Annotated in this window: 14 protein-coding genes; 4 read left to right on the forward strand and 10 right to left on the reverse strand. The window is 71.3% G+C overall.

Features of this window, described 5'->3' with window-relative positions:
- Window position 1: 1 nt before the first annotated feature.
- The 5 genes from CLV71_RS37590 to CLV71_RS37610 form a co-directional block, all read right to left on the reverse strand.
- Window positions 2-778: a recombinase family protein gene (locus tag CLV71_RS37590; protein WP_243867150.1), complete on the reverse strand. Its 777-nt coding sequence runs from the start codon at window positions 776-778 to the stop codon at window positions 2-4.
- 157 nt (window positions 779-935) lie between these two features.
- The gene (locus CLV71_RS37595) at window positions 936-1,193 is read right to left on the reverse strand and encodes a hypothetical protein (protein WP_133907688.1); all 258 of its coding nucleotides are present in this window, start codon (window positions 1,191-1,193) and stop codon (window positions 936-938) included.
- Complete coding sequence (locus CLV71_RS37600) at window positions 1,190-1,684, reverse strand: recombinase family protein (RefSeq protein WP_133907689.1); 495 nt, start codon at window positions 1,682-1,684, stop codon at window positions 1,190-1,192. The genes CLV71_RS37595 and CLV71_RS37600 overlap by 4 nt, the downstream gene beginning before the upstream one ends.
- A gap of 571 nt (window positions 1,685-2,255) precedes the next feature.
- On the reverse strand, window positions 2,256-3,302 hold the full coding sequence (locus CLV71_RS37605; protein WP_133907690.1) for an LLM class F420-dependent oxidoreductase: 1,047 nt from the start codon (window positions 3,300-3,302) through the stop codon (window positions 2,256-2,258).
- Window position 3,303: 1 nt separating this feature from the next.
- Window positions 3,304-4,758, reverse strand: a complete 1,455-nt coding sequence (locus CLV71_RS37610; RefSeq protein ID WP_133907691.1) for a flavin-containing monooxygenase — start codon at window positions 4,756-4,758, stop codon at window positions 3,304-3,306.
- 229 nt (window positions 4,759-4,987) lie between these two features.
- Here CLV71_RS37610 and CLV71_RS37615 point away from each other — a divergent pair, with 229 nt between their 5' ends.
- Both CLV71_RS37615 and CLV71_RS37620 read left to right on the forward strand, forming a co-directional pair.
- A complete protein-coding gene (locus CLV71_RS37615; protein ID WP_133907692.1) occupies window positions 4,988-6,772 on the forward strand; it encodes an AMP-dependent synthetase/ligase in 1,785 nt (594 codons plus the stop codon).
- Window positions 6,769-7,905 carry an acyl-CoA dehydrogenase family protein gene (locus CLV71_RS37620; RefSeq protein ID WP_133907693.1) on the forward strand — a complete coding sequence of 379 codons (1,137 nt, stop codon included), beginning with the start codon at window positions 6,769-6,771 and terminating at the stop codon, window positions 7,903-7,905. The genes CLV71_RS37615 and CLV71_RS37620 overlap by 4 nt, the downstream gene beginning before the upstream one ends.
- 12 nt (window positions 7,906-7,917) lie before the next feature.
- Here CLV71_RS37620 and CLV71_RS37625 read toward each other — a convergent pair whose 3' ends face one another.
- The 5 genes from CLV71_RS37625 to CLV71_RS37645 form a co-directional block, all read right to left on the reverse strand.
- Window positions 7,918-8,535 (reverse strand): TetR/AcrR family transcriptional regulator, encoded by a 618-nt coding sequence (locus tag CLV71_RS37625; RefSeq protein ID WP_133907694.1) that lies wholly within the window; start codon window positions 8,533-8,535, stop codon window positions 7,918-7,920.
- A 94-nt stretch (window positions 8,536-8,629) separates the two neighbouring features.
- Window positions 8,630-9,841, reverse strand: coding sequence for an oxygenase MpaB family protein (locus CLV71_RS37630; protein WP_133907695.1), 1,212 nt, complete (start codon window positions 9,839-9,841; stop codon window positions 8,630-8,632).
- A gap of 102 nt (window positions 9,842-9,943) precedes the next feature.
- Window positions 9,944-11,773, reverse strand: a complete 1,830-nt coding sequence (locus CLV71_RS37635; protein WP_133907696.1) for a hydroxysqualene dehydroxylase — start codon at window positions 11,771-11,773, stop codon at window positions 9,944-9,946.
- A 216-nt stretch (window positions 11,774-11,989) separates the two neighbouring features.
- A complete protein-coding gene (locus CLV71_RS37640; protein WP_133907697.1) occupies window positions 11,990-13,039 on the reverse strand; it encodes an AraC family transcriptional regulator in 1,050 nt (349 codons plus the stop codon).
- A gap of 100 nt (window positions 13,040-13,139) precedes the next feature.
- On the reverse strand, window positions 13,140-14,729 hold the full coding sequence (locus CLV71_RS37645; protein WP_133907698.1) for an acyl-CoA carboxylase subunit beta: 1,590 nt from the start codon (window positions 14,727-14,729) through the stop codon (window positions 13,140-13,142).
- A 226-nt stretch (window positions 14,730-14,955) separates the two neighbouring features.
- Here CLV71_RS37645 and CLV71_RS37650 point away from each other — a divergent pair, with 226 nt between their 5' ends.
- Complete coding sequence (locus CLV71_RS37650) at window positions 14,956-16,227, forward strand: MFS transporter (RefSeq protein ID WP_133907699.1); 1,272 nt, start codon at window positions 14,956-14,958, stop codon at window positions 16,225-16,227.
- Window positions 16,224-22,586 (forward strand): type I polyketide synthase, encoded by a 6,363-nt coding sequence (locus CLV71_RS37655; protein ID WP_133907700.1) that lies wholly within the window; start codon window positions 16,224-16,226, stop codon window positions 22,584-22,586. Before CLV71_RS37650 ends, CLV71_RS37655 begins: the two co-directional genes overlap by 4 nt.
- Window positions 22,587-22,592: the final 6 nt, after the last annotated feature.

Consider the following 22,592-nt stretch of genomic DNA (forward strand, 5'->3'; position numbering starts at 1 on the left):
CTCAACGCGTTCGACCTCGCGTTCGACGGACGCCTGTCCACCGGCCGCAACTAACCAAATTCAAAATCCAGTTACACCGAAAACTTGACAGCCCCACCCGGTACTTGACAGTGTTCGGTGTGGGCGGCGGGTTGGTCGCCAGGTCGAGGTTGAGTCGGTCAGCGATGGGCTGGTAGCCGAGGCGCTCCTCCAGCCGCCACTTGAAGATCCGCTTGACGACCGGGGCCTCGGCCGGGTTGGGCTCGAGGAAGGTCTTCTTCTGGCCCTTGGCTCGCTTGGCCGGGACCGGGTGCGGCACGTGTTTGGCTTGGTACCCGTAACACGGCTTGCCGATGTTGAAGCCCTCCTCGGTGTGCACGGCGATGCCGTCCCAGGACTTCTCCAGCATCTCGACCACGTAGAACTCGGAGATGCCCTGCTTGACCCGTCGGGTGAGCAGTTGGGTGGCGACCTTGGCTTTGCGGCCGGTGCCGTTGTGGGCGAGGTTGAACGGTTCATCGGCGGCGAGCAGTCGAACCCCGGCGCTTTCGAGGCGGTTCTCGATGTCGGTGGCGATGTAGGTGCGGCGGGCGATGCGGTCGATGGACTCGCAGATGACGAAGTCGAAACGCCGGTCGACGCGTTCGGCTTCGGCAAGCAGGTCCTGGATGCCGCCGTCACGCGGGATGGGGATGCCGAACTGCTCGTGCGCGGTGCCTTTGCCGCGGGCGGCGAGTTCCTTGCGACCGGACTCGATGTCATAGAAGTGCGCCACGATCAGCGCGTCCTCAGGCAGCACGAGCTGCGACGCTCGGAGTTGCCGGGGCAATGACAGGGTCGGGTCCTGCTGGTCGTAGGTCGACGTGCGCCCCGCCCAAGCGAAGCGCAGCAGCCGGGGACGCGCTTCGGCGGCTCCGGTGTCGTCGTCGTGACGGCGATAGGGGCTGCGTGGGCGCCTACTGGTTGGTCGTCCGCCCACTTGCGGACGAGTTCTGGGCCAGCCATTCGGTCACCTCCCTCAGCACGCGCGCCTGCTGCTGCGCGAGCGCTTCGCCTTCGGGTCCGTCGAGGAGCTGGACGTCAAAGACCACTTCCGGCGCCTCGGGCTCGAACTGCTCCGCGGTCCTTTTTCGACGCCGACCAGCAGCGGACGACGGCCTTGTCGGATCGTCGCGGCCGGGCGGGCGTCGGTGGCCGTCGTGCTTCTTCGTCATCGCACCTCACCCCGTGTGCCCGCCGTCGGGCTGCAGATCAGTTGGCGCATCAGGTTGTGCACCTCGGCCGACTGGTCCGAGGCCCCGAACGGCCATGCGTGCGACGAAGAGGTGGGCGATGTCGAGAAGTCCTGTGGGACGGCGGTGGTGAGGGTGGCGACGCGCACTCCGCACTCCGCGAACTCCTGGAGAACTGCTTGGTGCTCGGATAGCCGCCGGGGCAGTCGTGACTCGTCGACACAGGCCACCACGTCGAACCCGCGATCGCGGTCATGTGCCCGCTGGAGCAGTTCGACAAGACCGCCGTGCACTCGACGCCCTGCCAACGACAGGACTCGCGGCGTGTGGTCGCCCCGCCGGTTCCACACGCCGATGTCAGCGAAACAGGCCGAGATCAAGGCGGGGTCGAGCAGGGCAGTTGTGACCGCGTGGAGTTGCCGCAACAGCGACAACGGAGCGCCCAAAACAAGCTTAATCGCAAGTGTGGTCAAGATCAGTTGCTCCCAATTTGCTCACACAACGCAGAAACGGCCTGTCGGTGATGATCATCAACAGGCCGTCTGACCAGTCTATATAACTGGTGGTCGATACTGGGATTGAACCAGTGACCCCTACCTTGTCAAAGTTGCGGCAGCGACCCGCTGACCTACGACGGCGGCTGCCGGTGCAGGTCGGAGCGCTCCGTTTCACCAGGTTGTTCCTTCTTCTGACGCTTCGAGACGCGTTGTCATCGCCATAATTTCGCCAGTTGAATCCGTTCTGGTAGGCGCTTGACCAGTCGAAGGCTTCACCCACCGCCGAGGATGTTCTCCGCAGAGTCCGAAAACCTATCGAACTGGCCAACGCGCTCCCCTCCGGCCTGGCCGAGCGTTACGGCACCTCCCCTCGCGCATGCCGCGTGGGCGCGTTCAAGTCTGTCCGCAGTGGATCAGTTGAGATGACTGGAGTCATTCCCGACCGGGGTCGCGGCCTCTCCGGCGCCGACGCGACCACGACGGGAGCGTCCGCACGCACCTTGTCCAGCGGCCGCGGGTCTGGATGGCCCAGCCCGCCGCACGTGTGTCACATTCCTTCGGCGATTTCTCTGACCAGGGCGATGTCCCGGACTCGTTGGGCCGGGTGCCGTGCGATGGGGGTGAGGTTGAGGGTGGTGACCCCGCTGGCCGCGTACGCGGCGATCCGTTCCGCGATGTGCTCGCGGGGGCCGATCAGGTTGGTCTCCGCGACCAGGCTGGCGGGGACGGCGGCCGCGGCCTCGGCCTTGCGGCCGGACAGGTAGAGGTCCTGGACCAGACCGGCCTGGCCCTCGTAGCCGTAGCGTACGGCGAGGTCGTGGTAGAAGTTGCGGCCGCGGGCGCCCATGCCGCCGAGGTAGAGGGCGAGCTGGTGGCGCGGGATGTCCATCAGCCCGTCGACGTCGTCGCCTATGGCCAGTTGCGCGCCGGCCACGATGTCGAGGGGTGGGAGCGTCGGGGAGCGGGCGGCGGCACCCGCGGCGAGGGCGTCGCCCCAGACGGTGTCCGCTTGTTCGGGGCGGTAGAACATGGGCTGCCAGCCTTCGGCGATCTCGGCCGCGAGTGCGACGTTCTTCGGGCCGATCGCGGCGAGCATGATCGGGATCTGCTCGCGTACCGGGTGGTTGATCAGCCGTAGTGGTTTGCCCAGGCCGGTGCCCAGGTCGGGGAGCATTGGGACCTGGTAGTGCCGGCCCACGTGGCTGACCTTCTCGCGTTGCCAGACCTGGCGGCAGATGTCCACGACCTCGCGGGTGCGGCCGAGCGGGTCGTCGTAGGCGACGCCGTGGAAGCCCTCGATCACCTGTGGGCCGGACGCGCCGAGCCCCAGGGTGAACCGTCCACCCGAGACGTAGTCCAGGCCCGCCGCGGTCATCGCGGTGAGCGTGGGGGTGCGGGTGTAGATCGGGAGGATGCCGCTGGCTATCTCCACGGTTCTGGTGTGGGCCGCGGCGTAGCCCAGCTGGCTGACCGCGTCGAAGGTGTACGCCTCCGGTACGAACAGGATCTGCAACCCGGCCGCCTCGTACTCGACGAGGTCGTCCACGGCCTCCAGAAACCCTCCGCTGTACGTCAGCGACATTCCCACTCGCACGTCAGCCTCCTGAGATCACGTAGTCGGCGAGCCGGAACCGGCGGGTGCGGAACCGGTACTCGATCATGTAGCCGGGCCAGTTGTTGGTGTTGCGGCGGCCGTCGAGGTACCAGCTGTCGCAGCCGCCCGTGTTCCACACCGTCGTGGTGAGCCGCCGCTGTGTCCGTTCGTCGAAGCGGTCGAGCACGTCCGCGCGTACGTCCAACGTGCGGGCGCCGTCCCGCAGGACCCGTGCGGCCCGGACGACGTAGGCGATCTGGCTCTCCAGCATGTGGACGATGGAGCCGGAACCGACGTTGGTGTTCGGGCCGTACATCAGGAAGAAGTTCGGGAAGCCGCTGACCGCGAGACCGAGGTAGGCACGTGCGCCGTCGCGCCACACCTCGTTCAGCTCCCGGCCGTCGGGGCCGGTGACGCGCATCGGCGCGACGAAGTCGTGTGAGCGGAACCCGGTGGCGAGGATGATCGTGTCCACGGGGTACTCGGCGCGGGCGGTCACCACCCCGGTCGGGCGTACCGCCACGATCGGGTCCTCTACCACGGAGACGTTGGGACGGTTGAGGGTCCGGTAGTAGTCGTTGGAGGTGAGCACCCGCTTGCAGCCCACCTCGTAGTGCGGACGCAGCCGGCGGCGCAGCGCGGGGTCACGCACCCAGCGCAGGGCCAGCAGGCACAGCAGTCGTATGTGGGCGGACAGGACGCGGCGGCCCCTCGGGGAGACGAGACCGGGGTTGAGCAACAGTTCGAACCACACGAACACGGCCAGCCGCGAGAGCCTCTGCAGGCCCGGTACGCGGCGGTTCAGCACCGCGCGCAGCCGGGGGTAGCTGCGGTCCGGCTTCACCGAGATCCAGTGCGGGGTGCGCTGGAAGACGTGCATCGCGGCGACGTCCCCGGCGATGCGGGGCACGAACTGGATGGCGCTGGCACCGTTGCCGACCACGGCCACGATCTGACCGCGCAGGTCCACGGTGTGGTCCCACTCCGCGGAGTGGAACGTCGCGCCCGCGAAGGTGTCGAGGCCGGGGAGCGCCGGGCGGGCTGGTCGGCTCAGCTGCCCGCACGCCGACACGAGGAGGTCGGCGGTGTGGGTGCGGCCGTCCCGGGTGCGGATCCGCCAGGCGCCGGCGTCGAAGTCGGCGTCGGTGACCTCCGCACCGAACACGATGTGTCCGGTGACCCCGTGCTCGTCGGCGCAGCAGCGCAGGTAGTCGAGGATCTCGGATTGCTCGGCGAAACGGCGCGACCAGTTCGGGTTGGGGGCGAACGAGTACGAGTAGAGCAGCGCGGGTGCGTCGCAGGCCGCGCCGGGGTAGGTGTTGTCGCGCCAGACACCGCCGAGATCACCGGCCTTCTCGAAGATGGTGATGTCGCTGAAACCGGCCTGCTTGAGCCTGATCGCCAGGCCGATGCCGGAAAAGCCGCTGCCGACGATGGCGATGGACGGCTGCCCCATTCGTTTGGTCTCCTGCTCGACGTGGATCCCGACGATGTGGCGAACGGTAGGAAGCGATGGTCGGTCGTGGCCATGCTCTGCGCGGACACGTCGGTGCGAATTGCGGCCAGGCACGGACCCGCGGGTTCGGACTCGGGCCCGGCGGCTTGACGCCGGACCGGCGGACGTCCCATTCTGCCCCTAGTCAACCGACACCAATGTCGGTTAGGTGCGGAGGTGTGGCGGGCGGATGATCACTGCGGAACAGGTGAGCGCCGCCGTCGGCGCGTGGACGCTGCCGCGCCTGCTGCGGCACAACGCCGTCCGGCACGGCGACCGACCCGCGTTGACCGGGACCGACGGGCGTACCCGAACCTGGCGGGACGTCGGGGAGGAGGTACGAGCCGTCGCGGGCGGGTTGGCAGCGCTGGGCCTGCGCCGCGGCGACCGCATGCTGATCGACATGTCGAGCCGCCCGGAGCACTGGGTCGTCGACTTCGCCGCGGTCTCGGTCGGCGCGATCCCGTGCACGACCTACGCCACGCTCAGCCCCGAGCAGATCCGGCAGGTGGCACTGCACAGCGGGGCCACCGTCGTGGTGCTGGAGGGACCGGCCCAACGGGCCCGCTGGGCCCGCGCGCTCGCCGAGATGCCCACGCTGACCGCGGTCGTGGTGCTCGACGGTGCGGGGCACGCGCGTTATGCCGACCTGGTCGCCGCGGGCCACGACGCGCCGCTCACCGAGCCCGGCCAGAACGACCCGGTCGCGATGATCTACACGTCGGGTACGACCGGCGACCCGAAGGGCGTGGTGCTGACCCACCGGAACGTGCTCTACCAGTGCGCGTTCACGAATCTCGCGCAGCCGACGCCGCCGCACCCCAGGACGGTGGCCTACCTGCCGCTGGCGCACATCGCCGAGCGTGTGCTCGGCATGTACCTTCCGGTGTACACGGCGGGGCATGTGACGATCTGCCCGGATCCCGGCCAGTTGCCCGCCACGCTGGCCGCGGTGCGGCCGCAGGGGTTCTTCGGCGTGCCACGGGTGTGGGAGAAGTTCGCCGCCGTCGCGCGACTGGCGCTGTCCGGCATGGACGAGGAGCGCCGGGCCGCGCTGGACAACGCGCGCGCCCTGGCCACGCGTGCGTACCGGATCCGTGCGAGCGGCGCCGCGCTGCCCGCGGAGTTGGCCATGGAGCTCGAGCGGGCCGACGCCGCGATGCTGCGGCCGCTGCGCGAACGGTTCGGGCTCGCCGAGGCGACCCGGCTGGGCAGTGGCGCCGCCCCGGTCCCGGCCGAGGTGCTGGAGTTCTTCGGCAGCCTGGGCATGCCGATCATGGAGGTGTGGGGTCTCTCCGAGACCACGGGCACGGCCACCAGCACGCTCCCCGACCACTACAGGGCCGGCACGGTCGGACTGCCCGTGCCGGGGATGGCGGTCCGGCTCGCGGCCGACGGGGAGATCGAGGTGCGCGGTCCGCTCGTGTTCCTCGGCTACCTGCGCGCCGACGGGCGGATCGAGCCGGCGGTGGACGCGGACGGCTGGCTGCCGACCGGCGACATCGGCACGTTCGACGACGACGGGCTCCTGCGGATCACCGACCGCAAGAAGGAGATCGTCATCACCGCGAGCGGGAAGAACATCGCGCCCAGCAAGGTGGAGTCGCTGCTGCGGGCACACCCGATGGTCGGCTACGCCGTCGTCGTGGGAGAACGCCGCCCGTACCTGACCGCACTGCTGGTGCTCGACGAGGAGGCCGCGCCGGCCTGGGCGGCGGCCAATGGTCTGTCCACTGTGGAGCTGAAGGACCTGGCGGCCGACCCACGGGTGCACGCGGAGCTCGCCGCCGCGGTCGCGCGGGCCAACGAGGCGTTGTCGCGGCCGGAACAGGTGAAGTCCTTCCGCGTGCTCGACCACGCGTGGGGCCCGGAGAGCGGTGAGCTCACCCCGACGCTGAAGCTGCGGCGACGAGTGATCGAGCAGCGCTACACCGACGTGATCGAGGAACTGTACACGGGAGGTTCGGCGACGTGACCCTGACCGACGAGCAGCGTGACTTCGTGACCGCGATCGACGACTTCTGCGGACGCGAGGTCGGCGCCCGCGAGCGGTGGCTCGAGCTCACCGACGGCGGCGAGACACTGCACAACGCCGAGCTGTACAAGAAGATGGCCGACCTGGGTTGGCTCGGTGTCGCGGTGCCGGAGGCCTACGGCGGTGCCGGGCAGAGCATGGTCGAACTGCTTCTGTTCCTGGAGACCACCGCCTACTGGCAGGCGCCGATCAACGGGTTCGGCACGTCCGCGATCACGGCCGCCTCCATCGAGAAGTTCGGCACCGAGGAACAGAAGCGCAGCGTCTTGGGCGACTTCCTCGCCGGCACGGTGCTGGCGGTGTCGATGTCGGAGCCCGGCGCCGGGTCCGACGTCGGCGCGCTCACGTGCAAGGCCGCACGGCACGACGGCGGGTGGGTGGTCAACGGCCAGAAGACCTGGTGCTCCAACGCGCATCTCGCCGACCACGTACTGCTCGTCGCACGCACCTCCACCGAGGGCGGCAAGCACGACGGGCTCACCATGTTCCTGGTGCCGGCCGGTGCCGAGGGCCTGGCGGTGCACGGCATCGACACGATGGGCGGCCGCGAGGTCAACGACCTGTACTTCACCGACTGCTTCCTGCCCGACGACGCGGTGGTCGGCGAGGTCGACAAGGGCTGGCGCCAGCTGATGGCCGGACTGAACATGGAGCGGATGATCCTGGCCGGCCTGATGCTCGGCACCGCACGCAGGGCGTTCGACGACACCGTGACCTACGTGCGGGAGCGGCACCAGTTCGGCCGCCCTGTCGGTACCTTCCAGGCGCTGCGGCACCGGCTCGCCGACCACGCGACGGAACTGGAGTGCACCCGCCTGCTGGTGCACGACGTGGCGCGCCGGATCGCGGCCGACCCGGCCCGGCTGCTGCCACGCGAGGCCTCGATGGCCAAGCTGAAGGCCACGGAGGTCGCGAAGGCCATGGCGCTGGACGGCATGCAGATGATGGGCGGCTACGGCTACGCGACGGAGTACGGCATGGAGCGCCTGTTGCGCGGTACGGTCGTGTCCACTGTGTACGGTGGGACCAGCGAGATCCAGCGCGACATCATCGGGAAGACCTACGGTCTGTAGTACCCCGAGGATTCAACAGCGCGGGTCGAGCCCGTGCCACAGCAGCCGCATCGCCGCCGTGACGAGCTCGTCCCGCGTCATCTCGCCGCGTCGCGCCCACCACTGGGCCAGTCCGTCGATACCGGTGATGAGCAGCTCGACGACGGCTTCCGTTGCGGAGGAGTCGGGGCCGAGCCCGATCCGCCGCAGGTCCGGGGACAGCAGCGCGGTCACCGCCCGGGTGCGGGCCTCCCGGATGCCCCACCGAACGGCCTGGATCTCCGCGTCGTCCTCGTCGGACCAGTCGAACAGCAGGTGCCGCGCGGCGGGTTGTGACTCGGCGAAGCTGAAGTACGCGTCGATCGTGGCACGCATGCGCTCCTCGGGCGCGCCGGTGCCGGTGATGCGCGCGCCGACGTACTCGATCAGCGCCGCGTTCTGCTCCTGGAGCACGGACAGCAGCAGGACCCGCTTGTTCGGGAAGTGGTCGTACAGCACGGATCGGGTGACTCCGGCGGCCTCGGCGATCGCGCTCATCGCCGTCGCGTGATAGCCCGTCGCCGCGAGCACGTCGAGCGCCGCTTCGAGGATCTTCGCCCGCCGCTGTGGCCCCCGCAGGCGAGACCGGCCCGGCCGTGTCGTGTCCGCCATGCCCCTCCCTCTGCCCGCTCACCAGCACCTTAGCCGACGTCGATGCCGGTATCGGCCGCCACGCGGACGGGCGGCGCGCCAGGGCGGTCCCCCGTCACCGGAGTTCGGCGACCTCGGGCAGGTCGTCGCCGAAGTACTGGTGCAGGATCCTCCGGAAGGACCGGTCGCCGCGGCGCTCGAGGTAGCGGCGGCCCGCGGCGCTACGGCCCAGGACGTGGTAGCGAAGAAAGTTGAGCGCGAGCAGCGGCGGGATGGCCCAGGGAAGCCGGTAAGGGAGCTCCAGGTCGTGCACGCCCTTGCGGCCGATGAAGTAGCCGAGCATGCTGAGCAGCCGTTCCCGGGCGTACGTTCCGCGCTGGCGGGCGAAGCGCCGGAAATGGAGGGAGCGCTGGGCGTCGACGGCGGCCCTCGCCAAGGGCGGCCCGGACGGCCCACCGTAGCTCTGGGTGAGCAGCAGGTGGTAGTTGAGCCGGTGTTGGCCACGTTCGCTGTGGTGGAGCCAGTCCTCGTCGATGCCCAGCAGCCAGCCCACGTATCGCCACATGTGCATCACGGCGCGGGACTCGGCCCGGGTGACGCGGACGCCAAGTAGCCGGACCCCCAGGAGTGGTACGGCGTTGAACAGACCCAGCGTCGCGGCGAGGTCGGAGCGGTTGATCGGCAGCCCCCACCGGCCGGTGTCCCACTCCCCTCGGGTTTCGAACCGGTAGTTGACCAGTGCGTGCATGAGACGGACGTGGACGGTGAGCCGGAAGCCCGCGCCGGTGCGCCGCATCGCGTCGTGCCCGGAGATCGTGGTGGCCCAGTGTTGGGTCTCGGCGAGCCTGCGGCGGGTCCTGGAGCCGGTCAGCGCCCCGGTCTGAACGAGCACGTCGGCCGCGCCGCCGAACCGGTAGGACCCGATCAGGGACAGCTGGAGCAGGACATCGGCGGCGTTGCGGCCGAAGCGCCGGAAGACCCGGCCGCCGTCGTTGACCAGGTCGAAGTCCACCCAGTCCGGGACGGTGTCGACCGCGGAGAAGAAGTCCCGCAGCGGCCGCGCCGCGTCGGGTACCCGCTCGATCCCCTCGGTGAGCGCCTGCGTGAACTGCGCCATCGAGACCTTGTCCGGATCGTCCGGGTTCCGGCTGGTGATCGCCCGGGCCAGCGCGGCACCGGGCTCGTCCCGGGCGTGGAGGCGCCTGCCGATCGTGTCCAGCAGCGCGGGGTCGGGGTCGTGCAGTCGGATCAGCCGCCGCAACGGGCGGCCGATCCGGCGGTTGACGGGCTCGGTCTCGCGGAACCGCTGTGGGTAGGTGCCGGTCATCGTGGCTTTGGTCCAATCGTGGGCATTCGCGTCGGCGAGACGAGCCTGGGTGACGCGCCACGGGTGCGGGCCCCTGCGCCTCGGCACCCGTGGCGCGCCTGATCAGGGGTTGGGCAGCGGCACGGTGTCGAAGGCGTTGGGCAGCCCCAGGTCGAACCGCCGGTCGTCGTCGTCGAAGATCCCCTGGAAACCCTCCGGCAGCCAGAGGTCGTACAGCGTGGCGTGGGTCATGCCGCCACCGGTGTTGTCCATGATCGCGTTGGCCGCCTTACGACCGGCCTCGTTCGCGCCCTCCATCGTCGCGAGGTTGATGTTGGCCTTGACGTAGTCGGAGGCGATGTAGAGGTTGGGAATCGCGGTGGTCGCCTCCGGCCTGCTGTTCCACGAGTCGGGCGAGTTGATCAGCAGGGGTTCGTCGTTGGCGACGCCCGGGGTGCCGGGCGCGGTGATCGCGGGGTCGATGAAGGTGGAATGGATCATGGCGTCCGGCAGGGCGAACGGACCGAAGGGGATCGACCGGCGCAGCTGTTCCTTGATCTCGGCGATGATCTCGGTCGGCGTGCAGTTCTTGGCCGCCTTGCCGTAGAGGACACCGGGCTTGTCCCAGGCGGACACGTCGATCGAGAGGCAGTCCTGGACAGAGCCGTCCCCGTAGGTGGTGGCGAACTTCCTCTTCCAGAACTGGTTCTGGTTGATGGAGGTCAGCGCCCACGGCTGGGCGGAGTAGGCGACGTGTCCCTTGCTCAGGTTCAGCGGGCTCCGCAGGTACATCATGACGCCGTTCATCCAGTCCCAGGTGAGGTTCCGGATCCTGGCAAGACTGGGGTCCGCGGCGAGGATGTCGTTGCTGAGCAGGGGAATGGCGCGCTCGACCGGGACGGCGAGCACGTAGTGGTCGGCGTCGACCACGGTGTCACCGGTGCTGGTCGAGACGCGGGCGCCGCTGATGGTGCGGTTGGTGACCTGGAGTTCGGTCAGGGTGGCGCCCATGGTGAACGTGACCCCGCGGGTGCGCAGGTAGTCCACCCATGGGTCGACGAGCGCCTCGTTCGTCGGCGCGTTGAGCACCCGGTCGGGTGCGCTGTAGCCGCCGAGACCGAGCGTGCTGTAAACCCATGCCTCGGCCATGAGCCCCATGGTCCTGGCGTTCGCCTTGTCCGGTTTCGCCGCGACGAGGGTGCTGGTGAACATGTCCACGAGGATGTCCCGGTAGTTCTGGGACATCCTCGCCGACTGGACGAACTCGGCGAAGCTCAGCTTCTCCCACTGCCCGAGGCGGCGCTTGGGACCGCTCGTGACGAACACGATCATCTTCTGCAGGAAGTAGAGGATCTCGTCGATCGGCACCAGCGTGCCGAGCGAGATCGCGGTCTGCAGGAAGGCGAGCAGGGAGTCGGGGGACAGCGTACCGATGAGGCTGCCCCGCGCGGGCAGCCGCAGCGTGGTGCCCCGGTAGAAGGCGACCTCCTCCTCGCCGGAGACGAGGTTGTCCTTCGCGGTGCCGCCGGGCACCGGGATCCTGCTCATCGTTTCCGGAAGGTTCTGGTAGAAGCCGGGGAAGAACCGGAACCCGTGCTCGGCGGGCAGGTCGAACCGGCCACCGGTACCGGTGCCCGGCACGGGCATGCTGCGGCACTTGCCGCCCCAGGCCTTCCGCTCGTAGACCGTCACCTGGAAGCCGCGTTCGGCGAGCTCGTGGGCGACGGTCAGGCCGCCCATGCCGCCGCCGAAGACCGCGACCCGACGACCGGCGGCGCGGCGTACCGACCGGGGCGCGGCGGCGGCCTCGGTCGCGGAGGTGATCCCGAGACCGGTGGCGCCGGCCACTGTCGCGCCGGCGGCGAGGGAGCCGAGGAACCGGCGCCGGCCGATGCGCGGATCGTGGCCGTTCGAGGGGCCGGTGTGGTTCGACGAGTGGACGTCATCCGACATTGGAGACTCCTTCGATACCCTAACCGACATCACTGTCGGTTCTTGTGGGAGCAGGATGGAACGTCGGTCACGCGTGCGTCAAGTCCTGACCGTCGCGTTCTGGTCACAGTGAGTACGTTTTCCCCCAACGGCTATCGAGATGGACATGAGGGTCGACGCACTCGGGTCCAGTCTCTTCCGTGGCGTCGTGTCGGCCGAGGCCAACAGCGATGTCGGTTAGTGGAAGGTGCCTGGGGTCGCGCCGGTCCAGCGCTTGAAGGCGTGGCTGAACCCGGACGTGCTCGCGTAGCCGAGGGCGTCGGCGACCGTCTCCACCGTGTGCCCGTCCGCCAGCATCGCGCGGGCGAGCGCCGTCGCCACCTCGGTGGCGAGCACGCTGAACGACGTTCCCTCGGCGTGCAGGGCGCGCCGCAACGAGCGCTCGCCGAGGTTGAGGTCGGCGGCGACCTGACGCGGGGTGGCGATCCCCTCGCCCCGCTCCACTCCCCGGTGCAGCCGGTCGCGGACGGTCTGGGCCAGGTCCACGGGTGCCGGACGACGCAGTTCGGTCCGGCGCCTCTCGCAGTGGCGACGGGACAGCGCCGCGGTGTGCGGTTCGGCCTGCAACAGTGGCGTGTTCAACGCCTCCGCCGTCAGGACGCCGCCGGTGACGGGCCTGCCGAAGGCGGGGCGCACGCCGAACAACCGCTGGTAGACGGCTCCGTAGGACGGTTCGGGGTGCTGGAAGTCCAGGTGGCTGATCGGACGGCAGGGACCGATCAGGTCACGGACGAACGTGACCGTCGCGGCCATCTCGCGCTCGGCCAGGAACCGGCAGACGTCCGGGTCGGCGTCCCCGGGCAGGGCGCGCTGGTCCAGCGTCGCGCGGAGGCCGTGCTCGGTGCGCTGGATCATGAACGGGGTGAACATGAAGGTGAGGTCGAGGTAGCTCAGGCCGACCTCCACCGCCTGGCCGAGCGTCGCGCTGCTGATGGCCGCGAGACCGAGCAGCCCGTAGGTCGTCAGGTGGTACCGCCGGCCTGCGGTGAGCCCGAGGGCGGGCACGTGCGCCAGTTCGCGGACGAGGTTGCCGATCAGCGCGTGCTCCTGCCCGGCGCTGATCTCGGCGTCCGGATCGGTCAGGTCCATGCTGCCCAGCCCGGTGCCGCGCAGGCAGCGTTCGATCGGCATGCCGTGTTCGCCGGCGAGTTCGGTCAGAAGCGCCGCGCTGGCAGTGCCACGCCTGCTGTTGGCCGTAAGTCGCACCGAAGTGTCCGCGTCGTGCATGGCCGCTCCCCGTTACCGCTCCCTACTGTGCGATCAAGTCACAGTCTCGGCGATCCGAGAACACTTCTACCAGGAGAGCACGCCAATGGTGGAGTGCGCCTCACAGCGGGATGTTGCCGTGTTTCTTGGCCGGCAGTACCTTTCGCTTGTTCCGCAACGCATCGAACGCGTTCCCGACCTGGAGCCGGGTCTCGGCGGGCACGATCACCGCGTCCACGTAGCCGCGGTCGGCCGCGGAGTACACGTCGGCGTGGTGTTCGCGGTACCGGTCGGCGAGGCGTCGTTCCGCGGCCGGGCGGTCCGCTTCGGCCAGCGCGGCGAGCTCACGGCGGTGCAGGATCCGCACGGCGCCCTCCGCACCCATGACCGCGATCTCCGCGGTGGGCCAGGCGAGATTGACGTCCGCTCCGAGGTGTTTGGACCCCATCACGGCGTAGCCACCGCCGTAGGCCTTCCTGGTCACGACCGTCACCTGCGGGACAGTGGCCTCCGCGTAGGCGTAGAGGAGCTTGGCGCCCCGGCGGATGATTCCGGCACGCTCCTGTGCGATGCCCGGCAGGTACCCCGGGACGTCGACGAGGGTGAGCAGCGGGATGCCGAAGGCGTCGCAGAACCGCACGAACCGCGCCGCCTTCTCGGACGCGTCGATGTCGATCACCCCGGCGTGGTGGCGCGGCTGGTTGGCGACGATGCCGACCGAACTGCCCCGGACCCGGCCGAAGGCGCAGATCATGTTGGGTGCGAACGCACCGTGCACCTGGGTGAACTCCCCTTCGTCGACGATCCTGGCGATCACCTCGGTCATGTCGTAGGCCCGCTGCGGGGAGTCGGGGACCAGCGCGTCGAGCTCCAGGTCACGTGCCGTCTGGCCGGGACTGCTCGGATCGGCGAACCGCGGAGCGGTGTCGAGGTTGTTCGAGGGCAGGTAACCCAGCAGGGTCTTGACCCAGTCGATCGCGTCGGCCTCGTCCGCGGCCCGGTGGTGCGCGTTGCCGGACACCGTCGTGTTGGTCGCGGCTCCGCCGAGGTCCTGGGGGCTCACCCGCTCGCCGGAGACGGCGTGCACGACCTGCGGACCAGTGATGTACATGTGCGAGATTTCCTCGACCATCACGGTGAAGTCCGTGATGGCCGGGGTGTAAACGGCGCCCCCCGCGCAGGGACCCATGATCATCGAGATCTGCGGGACGACACCCGAGAAGTGCACGTTCCGGCGTGCGAGCTCGGCGAAGTAGGCGAGGGAGACGACGCCTTCCTGGATCCGGGCGCCACCGGAGTCGTTGATGCCGACGACGGGACAGCCGATCGAGAGCGCCAGGTCCATCACCTTGAGGACCTTCGCGCCGAAGACTTCTCCCATACTGCCGCCGAACACGCTGAAGTCCTGGGAGAACAGGCAGATCTGCCGGCCGTCGACCCGTGCGTGCCCGGTGACCACCCCGTCGCCGTAGGGGCGGTCCGCGTCCAGGCCGAACTCCTTGTGGCGGTGCCGGGCGAGCTGGTCGAGCTCCACGAAGGACCCGGGATCGACGAGCAGGTCGATGCGCTCGCGGGCGGTGAGCTTGCCCTTGGCGTGCTGCCGGTCGGCCGCGTGCTTCTCGGCGGTCGACACCGCGTCGTTCCGGCGCGCGTTCAGGTCGCAGATCCGCGCGGCGGTGCTGGTCTCGGTGGGCGAATCGGCTTCGAACATGCCGCTCCTCCTTGCCGGCAGCGCCCATCGAACGGGTCGGCGCGGCTGGGATCCTGGGATTTTTTCGCGGGTTCGAAATTGTTGCCAAAGGCCGACGGAAAAGTCAAGTCCTCTTTGTCTTGGTCGTTAGTGGACTCTGAGTTTTCCTTGTGGCACGAAGACTTCGTGACGCTCCGGTGCCTGACGCCCGGTCATTGTCCATTGCTTTTGGCGGGTGAGCGCGAATATGCGTGGTGATCGCGCGGTTTTGGCGATCGTGGCCATGGTCGCGTTCGTGGCGGCCCTGGACACCACGGTCGTGGCGTCGGCCGGGCCGTCGATGGGCCGGGAGCTGGGGCTGGGGCTGGCCGTCCTGGGCTGGGCCGGGATCGCGTACCTGCTGCCGTACGGGGTGGTGATGCTGCCGGCCGGTGCGGTGATCGACCGGCTCGGCAGGCGCCGGGTCCTGTTCGCCGGCTGCGGACTGTTCGCTGCCGGTGCGCTGCTCGGCGGACTGGCCTGGTCCTCGGGTGCCCTCCTGGCGGCGCGGGGAGTCCAGGGCTTCGCGGCGGCGTTCCTGGTGCCGGGCACGCTCAGCCTCGTCCGGACCGGGTTGCCCGCGCGACGGCGAGCACTCGCCGTGGCGGTCTGGACGGCCGCGCTGGCCGGCGCGCTCGCGCTGGGGCCGTTGCTCGGCGGGGTGGTCGCGGAGCACCTGCACTGGCGCTGGATCTTCCTCGGCACCCTGCCGGTCTTCGCGGTCGTGGCGGCACTGGTCGCCCTGGCCGTGGGGCCGGAACCGGTCCGGGCCGGCACCACCGTACGGCGCCGCGCGGCCGCGTTGTTCCGGCCGCCCGCGCGCCGGACCTTTGCCGGCGCGAACGCGCTGATGGTGCTGTGGGGCCTCGGGATGAGCGGGATCGCGTTCTTCACTCCCCTGGTGCACCAGCGGTTCCTCGGACTGGCACCGCAGGCCGCCGGGGCGCCGCTCGTGCTGGTGGCGGTCGCGCTGGTCGGTACGACACCGTTCGTCGCGCCGGTCTCCCGCGCGCTGGGACCGGCGCGCGGCGTATGCCTCGGCTTTCTCGTGGTGGCCGCCGGGCTGCTGGCCGTCGCGCTGGTCGGCACAGAGCCCGCGGTGGCGCCCAGGTTCGCCGGACTCCTGCTGGTCGGCGTGGGTGCGGCGTTCACGGCCCCGGTCACCGCCCACGCCCTCGACGTGGTCGCCGAGGAGGACGCCGCGACCGCGTCCGGGGTGCTGCTGTCGGCCCAGGAGCTCGCGGGCGCGCTGGGGGTCGGGTTGACCGGGGTCGTTCTCACCACCGTCCGCGCGGGCGAGCTCGCGTCCGGCGCGGAGGACGGACCCGCCCTCGCGGCCGGGTACACGGCCGCGCTGCTGCTCGCCGCCGTGGTGCACCTGCTCGCGGCCGCGGTCGCGCTGGTGGTCCTCGCGCCGCGCGGGGTCGCGGCGCGAACCGACGTCCGGACAACGTCGTCCCAGGAATGCGAGAGACCATGAACACTGGATCGAGCGGCTACGGAGCGAACGCGCCGGAAGACGAGCGGCGGTGGCGAACCTGGCTCGCCGGGCGGCTCCGCGACCTCGTCGGAAGGCCGGTCGGTGAGCACGAGCTCGACCGGCCGCTGCACGAGTTCGGCGTGTCGTCGCGGGACGCGACCGCGCTTGCCGCGGAGATCGGCGAACTCCTCGGCCGCGAGCTGCCGAGCACCCTAGTGTGGACCGCGCCCACGATCGCGGAACTGGCCGGGTCGCTCGCCGCGCCGCCCGGGACGCCCGACTCCTCCTCGGAGCCGGTCGTCCCGCGGGACGAACCGGTCGCGGTGGTCGGTGTCGCCTGCCGGTTCCCCGGCGCATCCGGTCCCCGGACGTTCTGGTCGATGCTGACCGATGGCGGCGACGCCATCGGCACGGTGCCGGCCGGGCGGTGGGAACGGTTCGCCCCGCCGGCCGCCACGACGGATCTGCCGCGCCACGGCGCCTTCCTGGACGACGTGGCCGGATTCGACGCCGAGTTCTTCGGGATCGGTCCGCACGAGGCCGAGGTGATGGATCCGCAGCAGCGCCTGCTGCTGGAACTCACCTGGGAGGCGCTCGCCGACGCGGGTATTCCCGCGGAGTCGTTGCGCGGCAGCGACTGCGGAGTGTTCGCCGGCCTGTCCGCCACGGAGTACGGCCAGCTGACGATGTCCGATCCGGACCGTGTCGACGCCTGGTCGGGCACCGGTGCCGCCGCGTCGATAGCCGCCAACCGGGTGTCCTACGCGCTCGGTGCGCACGGCCCCAGCATCACCGTCGACACCGCGTGCTCGTCGTCGCTGGTCGCGGTGCACCTCGCCGTGCGTGCCCTGGCCGACGGCGAGGCGTCCGCCGCGATCGTCGGCGGTGTCAACGTGCTGTTGTCGCCGTCGGTCACCGCGAACTTCGCGCGTGCCGGTGTGCTCGCGGGCGACGGCCGGTGCAAGCCGTTCGACGCCGCCGCGGACGGGATCGTGCGCGGCGAGGGCTGCGGTGTCGTGGTCATGAAGCGCCTCGCCGACGCGCAGGAGGCCGGTGACCGGATCCTGGCGGTCGTCCTGGGCAGCGGGGTCAACTCCGACGGCCGGTCGAACGGGCTCACCGCCCCGCACCCCGACGCCCAGCGGAGGCTGCTCACCAGGGCGTACGCCAAGGCCGGGGTGTCGGTTCGCGCGCTGGACTACGTGGAGGCCCACGGCACCGGGACGCCGCTCGGCGACCCGATCGAGGCCGGGGCGCTGGCCACGGTGTTCGGCGCGGGACGAAAACCGGAGCGCCCGCTGCTGGTCGGCTCGGTGAAGGGCAACATCGGGCACCTGGAGGGCGCGGCGGGCATGGCCGGGTTCATCAAGGTCGTGCTGAGCCTGCGGAACGGGCGGATCCCGGCAAGCCGGCACCACACCACCCCCAGTCCGCACATCGACTTCGCGGCTGGCCGGCTCCGGGTCGTGACCGCGAACACCGACTGGCCGCGCTACGCGGGCGTCGCCAGGGCAGGGGTGTCGTCGTTCGGGTTCGGTGGGACGAACGCCCACGTCGTGCTGGAGGAGTGGCCGGACCTCCGCCACCGCGGCGGTCCGGCGCGCACGCGTCCGGAGCTGGTGACCCTTTCGGCGCGCTCGGAGCCCCGGCTGCGGGCCCGGGCCCGCGCGCTGGCGGAAGGCCTTGGCGACGGGCCGGGCGTCGGCGAGGTCGCGGCGGCACTGGCGCACGGCCAGGACCAGGCGCCGGTGCGCGCCGCGATCACCGCGCGCGACCTCACCGAGTTGCGGGACCGGCTGTCCGAACTGGGCTCGGGACGGCCGCACCCGTCGGTGCGGACGGGAGGCGGGGACGCAGCCGCTCCGGTGTTCGTGTTCTCCGGTCACGGTTCCCAGTGGCAGGCGATGGGTGAGCGGCTGATCGAGGAGGAGCCCGCGTTCGCCGGGGCGGTGTCGGAGCTGGATCCCCCCTTCGCGGCGGTCGCAGGCGTCGAGCTGTCCGCGCTGCTCGACGGCACGGCGGACACCGGTGCGCTGGCCACCCGTCAGCTGGCCCTCTTCGGCACGCAGGTCGCGCTCACGGAGCTGTGGCGCGGTTACGGCGTGCGGCCCGCCGCGGTCATCGGGCACTCGATGGGCGAGGTCGCCGCCGCCGTCGCGGTCGGGGCGCTGGCGCCCGAGGACGGTCTGCGCGTGATGGCGGCCCGCGCCGCACTGCTCGGCGAACTCGACACGGCCGGGGCGGGTGCCATGGCCGCGGTGGACCTCGCGCCGGACGAGCTGCGCGACCTCGGCCGCCGATTCCCCGCCGTGACCGTCGCGGTGTACGCGTCGCCGTCCCAGTGCACCGTCTGCGGCCCTCCCGACCAGGTGGCGGCGCTCGTGGCACACGTCGCGGCGGGCGGCGGACTGGCCAGGGTCCTGCCGGTCGGCGGCGCCGGGCATTCGGCCGCGGTGGAGCCGCTGCTCGACCGCTTCCGGGAGTCGGTGGGCCTGCTGGCGGCCGGTACGCCCACCACGGCCTGGTACTCGACGGTGCTGGACGATCCGCGGGCGACACCGGCGTTCGACACCGCGTACTGGGCCGGGAACCTGCGCCGTCCGGTGCGGTTCACGCACGCCGTCGCCGCGGCCCTCGGCGACGGGCACCGCTTGTTCGTCGAGATCTCGCCGCACCCGATCACGGGCGTCGCGATCGAGCAGACCGCCGCCTCGCTGGGCAGCACCGGCGTCGCCGTGGTGCCCAGCCTGCGCCGTGACCCGGACGGCACCTCCGACGGCTTCGCCACCGCCCTGGCCGCACTGCACGTCTGCGGTCACCCCGAGATCGTGCGGCGCCGGTACCCGGACCGGGTTGTCGTCGACCTGCCGCCGCCCGTGTGGGAACACCGGACGTACTGGGCGCCGCCCGTCGCCGCCGGTCGGTCCGGACACCACCCGTTCCTCGGCGGGCGAACCGAGGTCCCTGGCACCGCCCTCTGGCTGTGGCACGGCGACGTCGGCCTTGCCGCGCACCCGTGGCTCGCGGACCACCCCGTGCACGGCGTCCCGGTCCTACCCGCCGCGGGCACTCTCGAGCTGCTGCTCGCGGCGGCCACGGAAATCCTGCCGCACCGGCGAAATCCGGAGCTCAGGGACGTGGTGCTGCACGAGGCCCTGCCACTGGCGGAGCGCACCCCGGTCTGCGTGTCGGCGGACCGCGGTCCTGGCGAGGAGGTCAGGCTGTCCGTGCTGGCCAACCGCGGCGGGGAATGGGTGCCGCACGCGACGGCCACGGCGGTCGTCCTCCGGGCCGCACCGTCCGAAGTGGACGCCGCCGCGATCGTCGCCGGCGTCGTGTCACCCGCCGGCGCAGGCCACCCGCGGTTCGTCCTGCACCCGGCTCTCGGTGACGCCGGCCTACGGCTGCTGACGTCGGTGGCCGGCGATCCAGGTGACGGGGTCTGGCTCCCGGAGCGGTTCGGCCGGGTCCGCGTCACCGGAGACCCCCGCCTGGCCACGCGGGCGGCCGCCTCGGCGACCGGCGGGTCCGGCGTCCTCCACCTGCTCGACGACACCGGCGTGGTCCTCGCCGAACTCGACGGGGTCCGGGTGGCGAGCGTGCGCCGGGCCGACCTGCCGTTCACCCCGGAACGGGTGGCCTACCAGGCCGAATGGGTTCCTCGCGAACCGCCGGTCACGGCGGTCACGGCGGGGACGTGGGTTCTGGTGCACGACGCCGAGGCCCGGGCCGCCGCGGTCGCGGGCCGGCTCGCCGAGCTGGGACACGAGGCACTGCCGGTCCCGCTCGGCCGTCGCGCCGAGCTCGCCTCGCTCGTCGCGGCCCGCGACGTGAGCGGCGTCGTGCTCCTGGCGGGAGACGGTCCGGCCGGGCCACGCGAGTCGATGGACCTCGTGCTCGCCGCCGCGGACGTCGTCCGCGAGCTGGTCGGGCTCGGCGGCACCCCGCCTCGCCTGTGGCTCGCGACCCGGGACGCCGCCGTGATCACCGCCGAGCCGGGCCGGCCCGGCGGCGCGGCGTTGCGCGGGCTGGTCCGGGTGCTGGCCTACGAACATCCCGAACTACGGGCGAGCTGGATCGACGTCGACGCCGACGAGGACCTGGTCCGTGAGCTGCTGGCGGACGCGCCCGACGACGAGTGCGCGTGGCGGGCACACCGGCGTCACACCCGCGAGCTGACCCGTGCCGTCCTGTCCGCGGCCGAGGACCCGGTGCCGGTCGTCCGCGACGGCGCCTACCTGATCTCCGGCGGCCTCGGCGGGCTGGGCCTGCTCGCGGCGCGGTGGCTGGCCGAGCGCGGCGCCACCCGGATCGTCCTGCTGGGCCGCGGGGGACCGCTGGCCGCGGCGGAAGAGGTGATCGGTGAGCTCAGCGACGGCGGCACCGAGGTGGTCGTGGTGCTGGGCGACGTAGCCACGCCCGGTGTCGCGGAGCGTGCCGTGCGGGGAGCCGTCGCGGACGGTGTCCCACTGCGTGGCGTCCTGCACGCCGCCGGGGTCCTCGCGGACGGCGCGGTGCTCGCACTGGAACCGGGCGACCTGGCCACCGTGTGGCGTCCGAAGACCGAGGGCGCCCTTCGCCTGCACGAGGCGTGCGCGGGGCAGGAGCTGGACTGGTGGCTGGCGTTCTCCTCCGCGGCGGCCTTGTTCGGGTCGCCCGGCCAGGCCGCCTACGCGACCGCGAACGCGTGGCTCGACGCGTTCACCGCGTGGCGGCGCGCACGGGGACTGCCCGGGACGACGATCCAGTGGGGTCCCTGGGGCGCGGTCGGCGGTGCCGTGGGACGGCGCAACCCGATCCTCGAACCGATGCCGCCGGGCGAGGGGCTCGCCGCCTTGTCCGCGGTGCTCGCCTCGGGGCGCGGCGAGACGTCGATCACCAGGATGAACGCGGAGACCGTGCTCGAACTCTTCCCCGGGCTGTCCGCACGTCCGTTCTTCACCTCGCTCGTCGGCCCCGACCGCACCAGCCGGCCCGCGTTCGACGCCGCCGCCCTGCACGCACTCACCACGCGGGATCCGGAGCACGCGCGGGCCGTCGTCCTCGACCACCTGCGCTCGGTGGTGGCCGAGATGATGTGGCGGGACGCCGGGCTGCTCGACCCGCACACCCCGTTGACGGCGCTCGGGCTCGACTCACTGCTGGCGATGCGGGCCCGTGCCGCGATCGAGCGCGACTTCGGCACGTCGCTCCCGCTGCCGGCGCTGCTGCGGGGTGCCAGCCTGGCCGACCTCGCCGACCAGCTCGTCGGCCGGCTGCTCCCGCGTGCCGTGGACACTCGCGGCGAGAGGCGGGGACCCCACCCCCGCGACCTCGCCGAACGCTGGGTCGCCCTGCGGTGGCGCGCCGTGCTCGGTGAAGGTGCGGACGTCGCGGTCGACGTGCCCTTCTCCGCGACCGGCGCGGACGACACGACGGCCGGGCGGCTGTGTGCCGAGGTCGCCGCGGAGCTGGGGCGTGACGTCGCGGCCGGGGAGCTGTTCGCCGAACCGACCATCGCCGGGATGGCGAATGTCGTCCGGGCGGAGCTGGAAGGCCGCGGCGACGGGCCGGTGCGGGTGCTCGCCGGAGACGGGAGCGGCCCGGCGCTGTTCCTGTTCCACGCCGCGGGCAGCCCCACCGCGGCCTACCGGCCGCTGGTCCGGTCGTTGCGCGCGGGCGTGACCGTCTACGGCATGGAACGCGTCGACGAGCTCGGGACGGTGGAGGCGAAGGCCGCCTGGTACGCCGAGATGATCCGCCTGCGGCAACCCGAAGGCCCCTACCGGCTCGGTGGCTGGTCCTTCGGAGGGCTACTGGCCCTCGAGACCGCCCGGCAGCTCACCGCGGCCGGCGGCGAGGTCGCCCTGCTGTTCCTGATCGACACGATAATCCCGCTGCCCGTGGCGGATCGTGCGCACGACGAGGTCCTGCACACCCGCCTGCGCCGGTTCGTCGACTACGTCGAGGAGACCTACCAGATCGGGCTCGGGCTGACGGCGGACGAGCTGGCCGGGATGTCCGAGGCCGAGCGCGACGACGTCGTCCTGCGGCGGCTGCGGGAGCGGGTGGCGACGATGGGCGATGCGGTGCTCGAACACCAGCGGACGTCCTATGTGGACGCCCGGATCGCGGAAAGCCACACCCCCACGACGTACCCCGGACCGGTGCTGCTCTTCCGCGCGAAGGACCCGCACCCGCTGACCACCACGCTCGACCCGCGCTACCTGCGCACCGACGACACGCTCGGCTGGCACGAGTTCTGCCCCGACCTGGAAGTCGTGCGCGTGCACGGCGACCACATCACGGTGATCGACCCGCCCCACGTCGCGGTGATCGCGGACCGCGTCTCCGCCGCGCTTTTCGAACCGAGGAGTTGAGGACCG

The organism is Actinophytocola oryzae, assembly GCF_004364325.1.
GTDB lineage: Bacteria > Actinomycetota > Actinomycetes > Mycobacteriales > Pseudonocardiaceae > Actinophytocola > Actinophytocola oryzae.

Excerpts from the sequence above, each read along its gene's own strand:
- CLV71_RS37595 (WP_133907688.1), bottom strand. The coding sequence starts at position 1,193 with ATGACGAAGAAGCACGACGGCCACCGACGCCCGCCCGGCCGCGACGAT.
- CLV71_RS37610 (WP_133907691.1), bottom strand. The coding sequence starts at position 4,758 with ATGGGGCAGCCGTCCATCGCCATCGTCGGCAGCGGCTTTTCCGGCATC.
- CLV71_RS37615 (WP_133907692.1), top strand. The coding sequence starts at position 4,988 with ATGATCACTGCGGAACAGGTGAGCGCCGCCGTCGGCGCGTGGACGCTG.
- CLV71_RS37625 (WP_133907694.1), bottom strand. The coding sequence starts at position 8,535 with ATGGCGGACACGACACGGCCGGGCCGGTCTCGCCTGCGGGGGCCACAG.
- CLV71_RS37630 (WP_133907695.1), bottom strand. The coding sequence starts at position 9,841 with ATGACCGGCACCTACCCACAGCGGTTCCGCGAGACCGAGCCCGTCAAC.
- CLV71_RS37635 (WP_133907696.1), bottom strand. The coding sequence starts at position 11,773 with ATGTCGGATGACGTCCACTCGTCGAACCACACCGGCCCCTCGAACGGC.
- CLV71_RS37640 (WP_133907697.1), bottom strand. The coding sequence starts at position 13,039 with ATGCACGACGCGGACACTTCGGTGCGACTTACGGCCAACAGCAGGCGT.
- CLV71_RS37645 (WP_133907698.1), bottom strand. The coding sequence starts at position 14,729 with ATGTTCGAAGCCGATTCGCCCACCGAGACCAGCACCGCCGCGCGGATC.
- CLV71_RS37650 (WP_133907699.1), top strand. The coding sequence starts at position 14,956 with ATGCGTGGTGATCGCGCGGTTTTGGCGATCGTGGCCATGGTCGCGTTC.
- CLV71_RS37655 (WP_133907700.1), top strand. The coding sequence starts at position 16,224 with ATGAACACTGGATCGAGCGGCTACGGAGCGAACGCGCCGGAAGACGAG.